This window comes from Streptomyces sp. NPDC001002, assembly GCF_053599215.1.
The window spans coordinates 1-7,581 of the sequence record NZ_JBSFLV010000253.1 but is presented as its reverse complement, the minus strand read 5'-3'; the positions used below and the strand labels follow the sequence as shown (position 1 = coordinate 7,581).

Sequence of the window (7,581 nt, the reverse complement as noted above, 5' to 3'; positions counted from 1 at the left end):
GACCGGCGACTGCCGGCCCCGGCAGGACGCCCTCGACCTGGTCTGGTTCAGCCCGCAGGAGGCCGTCCGCACCTCCTCGGAGGCGCGGGCCGTCGCCCGTACCCAAACCGTCATCGAGGGCACCAACGGCATCGGCACGGTCCGCAAGACCACCCTCCCGGGCGGCCTGCGCATCGTCACCGAGACGCTGCCCTCGGTGCGCTCCGCCACCTTCGGCATCTGGGCGCACGTCGGCTCCCGTGACGAGACGCCGTCGCTGAACGGCGCCACGCACTACCTGGAGCACCTGCTCTTCAAGGGCACCTCCAAGCGCAGCGCGCTGGACATCTCCTCCGCCATCGACGCGGTCGGCGGCGAGATGAACGCGTTCACCGCCAAGGAGTACACGTGCTACTACGCGCGCGTGCTCGACACCGATCTCCCCCTCGCCATCGACGTCGTCTGCGACATGCTCACGGGCTCGCTGATCCGCGAGGACGACGTGAACGTCGAGCGGGGCGCGATCCTCGAAGAGATCGCCATGACCGAGGACGACCCGGGCGACTGCGTGCACGACCTGTTCGCGCACACGATGTTCGGCGACAACCCCCTCGGCCGCCCGGTCCTCGGCACGGTCGACACGGTCAACGCCCTCACCGCCGACCGCATCCGCCGCTTCTACAAGAAGCACTACGACCCCACCCACCTGGTCGTGGCGGCCGCGGGCAACATCGACCACGACAAGGTCGTACGTCAGGTCCGCGCGGCCTTCGAGAAGTCGGGCGCCTTCAAGAGCGCCGACGCCGCGCCCATCGCCCCGCGCGACGGCCGCCGCGCCCTGCGCACCGCGGGCCGCGTCGAACTGATCGGCCGCAAGACCGAACAGGCGCATGTCGTCCTCGGCATGCCCGGCCTGGCCCGCACGGACGACCGCCGCTGGGCGCTCGGGGTCCTCAACACGGCCCTGGGCGGCGGCATGTCCTCCCGGCTGTTCCAGGAGGTCCGGGAGAAGCGCGGCCTGGCCTACAGCGTGTACTCGTACACGTCCGGCTTCGCCGACTGCGGCCTCTTCGGCGTCTACGCCGGCTGCCGGCCCTCGCAGGTCCACGACGTACTGAAGATCTGCCGCGACGAGCTCGACCAGGTCGCCGAACACGGCCTGTCCGACGACGAGATCGACCGCGCCATCGGCCAGCTCCGGGGTTCCACGGTCCTGGGTCTTGAGGACACGGGCGCGCTGATGAACCGGATCGGCAAGAGCGAGCTGTGCTGGGGCGAGCAGATGTCCGTCGACGACATGCTGGTCCGGATAGCGTCGGTCACCCCGGACGACGTCCGCGCGGTCGCCCGCGACATCCTGGGACAGCGGCCCTCGCTGTCGGTCATCGGGCCGCTGAAGGACAAACAGGCGTCCCGTCTGCAGGAAGCCGTCGCCTGACACCCCTCCGGTAAGGAAGCAAGAACATGAGCAAGCTGCGCGTGGCCGTCCTCGGTGCCAAGGGCCGGATCGGTGCGGAGGCGGTACGGGCCGTCGAGGCCGCCGAGGACATGGAGCTGGTCGCCGCCCTCGGCCGCGGCGACAAGCTGGAGACGCTGGCGGACACCGGTGCCCAGGTCGCGGTCGAACTGACCACCCCCGCCTCGGTGATGGGCAACCTCGACTTCTGCGTCCGGCACGGCATCCACGCGGTCGTCGGCACCACCGGCTGGACCGACGACCGCCTCGCGCACCTCAAGGACCTGCTCGCCCAGTCCCCGGAGACCGGCGTACTGATCGCGCCGAACTTCTCCATCGGCGCCGTCCTCACGATGAAGTTCGCGCAGATCGCCGCGCCGTACTTCGAGTCGGTCGAGGTCATCGAGCTGCACCACCCGAACAAGGTCGACGCCCCCAGCGGCACCGCCGCCCGGACCGCGCAGCTCATCGCCGACGCCCGGGCGAAGGCGGGCTCGGCGCCCGCGCCGGACGCCACGGTCACGGCCCTGGACGGCGCGCGTGGCGCCAGCGTGGACGGCGTCCCGGTGCACTCGGTCCGCCTGCGCGGCCTCCTCGCCCACCAGGAGGTCCTGCTCGGCGGCGAGGGCGAGACGCTGACGATCCGCCACGACTCCCTCCACCACAGCAGCTTCATGCCGGGCATCCTGCTCGGCGCACGCCGCGTGGTGACCACGCCGGGCCTCACCTTCGGTCTGGAACACTTCCTGGACCTGGGCTGACGACTGCCATGCGAGCCAAGCTCACCTATACCGTCACGGCCGCCGTCCTGGTCTTCTACTTCGTCCTGGTCGGCAGCCGCGGCGTGATGCTGATCCAGTCCGGCACGCTCCTCACCGTCACCTTCGGCGTGGCGGTGCTGATCCTGCCGGTGATCGGCCTGTGGTTCCTCTGGAAGAACACCCAGTTCGTCCGCAGAGCCAACGCCCTGGCCGCCGAACTCGACGCCGAGGGCGGCCTGCCCGTCGACGAACTGGCCCGCACACCCGGCGGCCGCATCGACCGCGACTCGGCGGACGAGGTCTTCGCCAAACGCCGGGCCGAGACGGAGGCCGCCCCCGACGACTGGCGCAGCTGGTTCCGCCTGGCCGTCGCCTACCACGACGCCCGCGACACCCCACGAGCCCGCAAGGCGATGCAGCGCGCGATCGCCCTGCACGACGGCAGAACCATCGAAGCCTGACCGCACCTTTCAGTGATGCCCGCGCGCCGGTACGCCGAAGGGGCCGCCCCGCACCAACTGCGGACCGGCCCCTTCGGCTTGAGTACAGATATCGGCGTCAGCCCCGCCGATTCTCCGCGGCCCAGGCCTCGATGGTGTCCGCCGCCCGGTCGAACGACCCCGTGCGCGCCAGGAAGTCGGCATTGTGCGTCGTCAACAGCACCGGCGCGTCCTCCGGGCCGCGGTCCCTGCGTACGAGGACCAGTGCCTGTCCCTGCACGGTCCGGGGCAACCCGAGCCAGCGCACCGGCTGTTGGACCGTCCGCACGGCGACGACCCGGTCCCACGGCGTGGTCCGCGTGCCGAAGAAGCCCACCCGGCGCAGCCCGTGCGCGCTGACCCACACGCCCACGCGCAGCAGGCGCAGCGAGCAGAGGATGACGGCGAGCGCGATGGCGAGGATCACGCCGGCCTCGGACGCCGAGGTGGTGACCGCCAGGATGACCGCGGAGAACAGCACGAACGAGGCGAGCAGCAGCCAGAGGGCCGCCATGCCGACGCGCCAGGGTCCGGGACGGTAGGGCCGCCGCCAGCGGTCACGGTCGTCGAACGGCAGCGCGATGTCGTCCGCCGTCTCGAAGGTTCGGTCGGCCGTCAGGAAGGGCAGGGGCACGGCTGGTCCTCACTCAATCCATGCATGGGCTGTGCCCGGTGAGGTTATCCGGCCGTGTCCGCGCTCACCACCTGTGGGGTCCGGATGGAGTCAGCGCCCCTGCGAGGCCTGTGACTGCTGTGCCGGTGTGTCCGTGGGGGTGGACAGCGCCGGCATGCCGAGGACCAGCGACCCCGCTATCCCGGCGACGATGGTGAGCCCCAACAGCCAACGCCCGGCCGTCTGGCTGAAGGACGCCCGCGGTCGGGGCGGCGGAGAGACATTGCTGCGGAACCTGTCGGCTTCGGCGAGGAAGGCGAACGGGACGGGTTCGCGCCGACTGAACATCGGGGTGCTTCTCCCTTCGGGTCGAACGGATCACTGTCATCAGGTCAGACGAGCGAATGCCCCAAGAGGTGCCCGGTTTCGCCGAATTCACAGAATTTCGCCGCCGTATGTCGCGACCCGCCACCGAACGCCCGTTGTCAGTCCCGGGCCGTAGAGTGGGCGCCGCCCGAGAGAAGAGACGGAAGGACCCCGCGAGCCGTGACCGACACCCCTGCCGACGACCACAAGCCCAGCTTCCGCAGCGACGTAACCGTCGAGTTGGTCAAGCACACCGCGTCCGACGCCGACGTGCTGTTCGCCGCCCGTGTCTCGACCATCGGTGAGCAGTCCCTGGACGAGATGGGCAAAGACCCCGAGCGCTCCAAGGGCCTGATCAACTACCTGATGCGGGACCGGCACGGCAGCCCCTTCGAGCACAACTCGATGACCTTCTTCATCAGCGCCCCGATCTTCGTCTTCCGCGAGTTCATGCGGCACCGCGTGGGCTGGTCGTACAACGAGGAGTCGGGCCGCTATCGGGAGCTACAGCCGGTCTTCTACGTCCCCGGCGAGTCCCGCAAGCTGGTCCAGGAGGGCCGCCCGGGCAAGTACGTCTTCGTGGAGGGCACCGAGGCCCAGCAGGAGCTGGTCGGCCGCGTCATGGAGGACTCGTACCGTCAGGCGTACGAGGCGTACCAGGAGATGCTCGCCGCCGGAGTCGCCCGAGAGGTCGCCCGTGCCGTCCTCCCCGTCGGCCTCTTCTCCTCGATGTACGCCACGTGCAACGCACGCTCGCTGATGCACTTCCTCGGTCTGCGCACCCAGCACGAGCTGGCCAAGGTGCCGTCCTTCCCGCAGCGGGAGATCGAGATGGTCGGCGAGAAGATGGAGCAGGAGTGGGCCAAGCTCATGCCGCTCACCCACGCCGCCTTCAACACCAACGGCCGTGTCGCCCCGTAACCCGGTACACATGTACGGATCAGCCGTGCGAAGTGTCCGTATTGCGGCATTTAGAGAAGTTCATCTAGCCTGATCAAACGGACCCGGTACTGCTTGAACCCCCGAGCAGGCAGTACCGGGCTCCTCCTTTGTCCGGACTTATCCCGCACCCCAAGGGCAGACCCCGCATTGAGCAGCGAGTAGCGTGTTACCCATGGCTCCGACCTCCACTCCGCAGACCCCCTTCGGGAGGGTCCTCACCGCCATGGTCACGCCCTTCACGGCGGACGGCGCGCTCGACCTCGACGGCGCACAGCGGCTCGCCACCCACCTGGTGGACGCAGGCAACGACGGCCTGATCATCAACGGCACCACCGGCGAGTCCCCGACCACCAGCGACGCGGAGAAAGCGGACCTCGTACGAGCCGTACTGGAGGCGGTCGGCGACCGGGCCCACGTGGTGGCCGGCGTCGGCACCAACAACACCCACCACAGCATCGAGCTAGCCCGCACCGCCGAGAAGACCGGCGCACACGGCCTCCTCGTCGTCACCCCGTACTACAACAAGCCCCCGCAGGAGGGCCTGTACCGACACTTCACGGCTGTCGCCGACGCCGCCGAGCTGCCGGTCATGCTCTACGACATCCCCGGGCGCAGCGGTGTCCCCATCGCCACGGAGACCTTGGTCCGACTGGCCGAGCACCCCAGGATCGTCGCCAACAAGGACGCCAAGGGCGACCTCGGCCGCGCCAGCTGGGCCATCTCCCGCGCGGACCTCGCCTGGTACTCCGGCGACGACATGCTGAACCTGCCGCTGCTCTCCGTGGGCGCGGTCGGCTTCGTCTCGGTCGTCGGCCATGTGGTCACACCCGATCTGCGCGCCCTCGTCGACGCCTTCGTCTCGGGCGACGTACAGAAGGCCACCGAGATCCACCAGAAGCTGCTCCCGGTCTACACGGGCATGTTCCGCACTCAGGGCGTCATGACCACGAAGGCCGCGCTCACCCTCCAGGGACTGCCCGCAGGACCCCTGCGCGCACCGATGGTCGAGTGCACTTCGGAAGAGATCGAGCAGCTCAAGATCGATCTTGCCGCCGGCGGGGTACAGCTCTGACACCAGACTTCACAACTGAATAAGCGGGCCACCGATGCCTGCAATCCACAATGACAACTGCTACACGCACGAACGTCACGCACGCCACGTGCCCATCGGTACGTGGCGTGTGTGGTGAGGAGAGTCTTTTGAGTCATCCGCATCCTGAACTCGGCCCGCCCCCGCCGCTCGTCGAAGGGGGCCTACGGGTCACCCCACTCGGCGGCCTCGGCGAGATCGGCCGAAACATGACGGTCTTCGAGTACGGAGGCCGCCTACTGATCGTCGACTGCGGAGTGCTCTTCCCCGAGGAGGAGCAGCCCGGAATCGACCTGATCCTGCCGGACTTCACGTCCATCCGGGACCGCCTCGACGACATCGAGGGCATCGTCCTGACCCATGGACACGAGGACCACATCGGCGGTGTCCCCTTCCTCCTGCGGGAGAAGCCGGACATCCCGCTGATCGGCTCCAAGCTGACCCTCGCCCTCATCGAGGCCAAGCTCCAGGAGCACCGCATCCGCCCGTACACCCTTGAGGTGTCGGAGGGGAACCGCGAACGGGTGGGCCCCTTCGACTGCGAGTTCGTCGCGGTCAACCACTCCATCCCGGACGCGCTGGCGGTCGCCATCCGCACGCCGGCCGGCATGGTCGTCCACACGGGCGACTTCAAGATGGACCAGCTCCCGCTGGACAACCGCCTCACGGACCTGCACGCGTTCGCACGGCTCAGCGAGGAGGGCATCGACCTGCTCCTCGCCGACTCGACGAACGCCGAGGTCCCGGGCTTCGTCCCGCCCGAGCGCGAGATCTCGAACGTGCTGCGCCAGGTCTTCGGCAGCGCCCGCAAGCGGATCATCGTGGCGAGCTTCGCCAGCCACGTCCACCGCATCCAGCAGATCCTGGACGCGGCCCACGAGTACGGCCGCCGGGTCGCCTTCGTCGGCCGCTCGATGGTCCGCAACATGGGCATCGCGCGTGACCTCGGCTACCTCAAGGTCCCGCCGGGTCTGGTCGTCGACGTCAAGACGCTCGACGACCTCCCGGACAGCGAAGTCGTCCTGGTCTGCACGGGCTCCCAGGGCGAACCGATGGCGGCCCTGTCCCGCATGGCCAACAGGGACCACCAGATCCGGATCGTCGAGGGCGACACCGTGATCCTGGCGTCCTCCCTGATCCCCGGCAACGAGAACGCGGTCTACCGCGTGATCAACGGCCTCACCCGCTGGGGCGCCAACGTCATCCACAAGGGCAACGCCAAGGTGCACGTCTCGGGCCACGCGTCCGCCGGCGAGCTCCTGTACTTCTACAACATCTGCCGGCCGAAGAACCTGATGCCGGTCCACGGCGAATGGCGCCACCTCCGGGCCAACGCCGAACTGGGCGCTCTCACCGGCGTCCCGCACGACCGGATCGTCATCGCAGAGGACGGCGTGGTCGTCGACCTCATCGAGGGCAAGGCGAAGATCTCGGGCAAGGTCCAGGCGGGCTACGTGTACGTCGACGGCCTGTCCGTCGGCGACGTGGGCGAGCCGGCCCTGAAGGACCGCAAGATCCTCGGCGACGAGGGCATCATCTCGGTCTTCGTGGTCATCGACTCCTCGACCGGCAAGATCACGGCGGGCCCGCACATCCAGGCCCGCGGCTCGGGCATCGACGACTCCGTCTTCGGCGAGGTCACTCCGAGGATCACGGAGGTGCTGGAGCGCTCGGCCCAGGACGGCGTGGTGGAGCCGCACCAGATGCAGCAACTCATCCGCCGCACCCTCGGCAAGTGGGTCTCCGACACCTATCGGCGCAGGCCGATGATCCTCCCGGTGGTGGTGGAGGTCTGATCACGTACGACCCCTCGTACGCGTGACCTTGGTGAAGGGGTTGGCACCCGGCAGGTCGTGCACCAGGGTGGCCTTGCCGGCGTCGATCCGCTCCGGGTC

8 protein-coding genes are annotated in these 7,581 nt (G+C 69.0%); 6 read left to right on the top strand and 2 right to left on the bottom strand.

Annotated features, from left to right (window positions below; translation table 11 throughout):
• The first annotated feature begins 37 nt into the window (after positions 1-37).
• From ACWDR3_RS46570 to ACWDR3_RS46560, 3 genes are read left to right on the top strand one after another with little or no spacing between them, the layout of a single operon-like run.
• Positions 38-1,417, top strand: a complete 1,380-nt coding sequence (locus tag ACWDR3_RS46570) for a M16 family metallopeptidase (protein ID WP_450358765.1) — start codon at positions 38-40, stop codon at positions 1,415-1,417.
• A gap of 26 nt (positions 1,418-1,443) precedes the next feature.
• Entirely contained in the window at positions 1,444-2,196 is a 753-nt protein-coding gene (gene dapB, locus ACWDR3_RS46565) for a 4-hydroxy-tetrahydrodipicolinate reductase (protein WP_450358764.1), read from the top strand.
• Positions 2,197-2,204: 8 nt separating this feature from the next.
• Entirely contained in the window at positions 2,205-2,657 is a 453-nt protein-coding gene (locus ACWDR3_RS46560; protein WP_450358763.1) for a hypothetical protein, read from the top strand.
• Positions 2,658-2,754: 97 nt separating this feature from the next.
• Here ACWDR3_RS46560 and ACWDR3_RS46555 read toward each other — a convergent pair whose 3' ends face one another.
• Together ACWDR3_RS46555 and ACWDR3_RS46550 are read right to left on the bottom strand one after the other, a co-directional pair.
• Positions 2,755-3,309 carry a PH domain-containing protein gene (locus ACWDR3_RS46555; protein ID WP_450358762.1) on the bottom strand — a complete coding sequence of 185 codons (555 nt, stop codon included), beginning with the start codon at positions 3,307-3,309 and terminating at the stop codon, positions 2,755-2,757.
• A gap of 90 nt (positions 3,310-3,399) precedes the next feature.
• A complete protein-coding gene (locus ACWDR3_RS46550) occupies positions 3,400-3,636 on the bottom strand; it encodes a hypothetical protein (protein WP_450358761.1) in 237 nt (78 codons plus the stop codon).
• A 198-nt stretch (positions 3,637-3,834) separates the two neighbouring features.
• Between ACWDR3_RS46550 and thyX the strand changes: the two genes are divergently transcribed.
• The 3 genes from thyX to ACWDR3_RS46535 all read left to right on the top strand — a co-directional run bounded on the left by thyX (position 3,835) and on the right by ACWDR3_RS46535 (position 7,482).
• Positions 3,835-4,575, top strand: coding sequence for an FAD-dependent thymidylate synthase (thyX, locus tag ACWDR3_RS46545; RefSeq protein WP_450358760.1), 741 nt, complete (start codon positions 3,835-3,837; stop codon positions 4,573-4,575).
• Positions 4,576-4,768: 193 nt separating this feature from the next.
• A complete protein-coding gene (dapA, locus tag ACWDR3_RS46540) occupies positions 4,769-5,668 on the top strand; it encodes a 4-hydroxy-tetrahydrodipicolinate synthase (RefSeq protein ID WP_450358759.1) in 900 nt (299 codons plus the stop codon).
• A gap of 128 nt (positions 5,669-5,796) precedes the next feature.
• Positions 5,797-7,482, top strand: a complete 1,686-nt coding sequence (locus ACWDR3_RS46535; RefSeq protein WP_450358758.1) for a ribonuclease J — start codon at positions 5,797-5,799, stop codon at positions 7,480-7,482.
• The last annotated feature ends 99 nt before the right edge of the window (positions 7,483-7,581 follow it).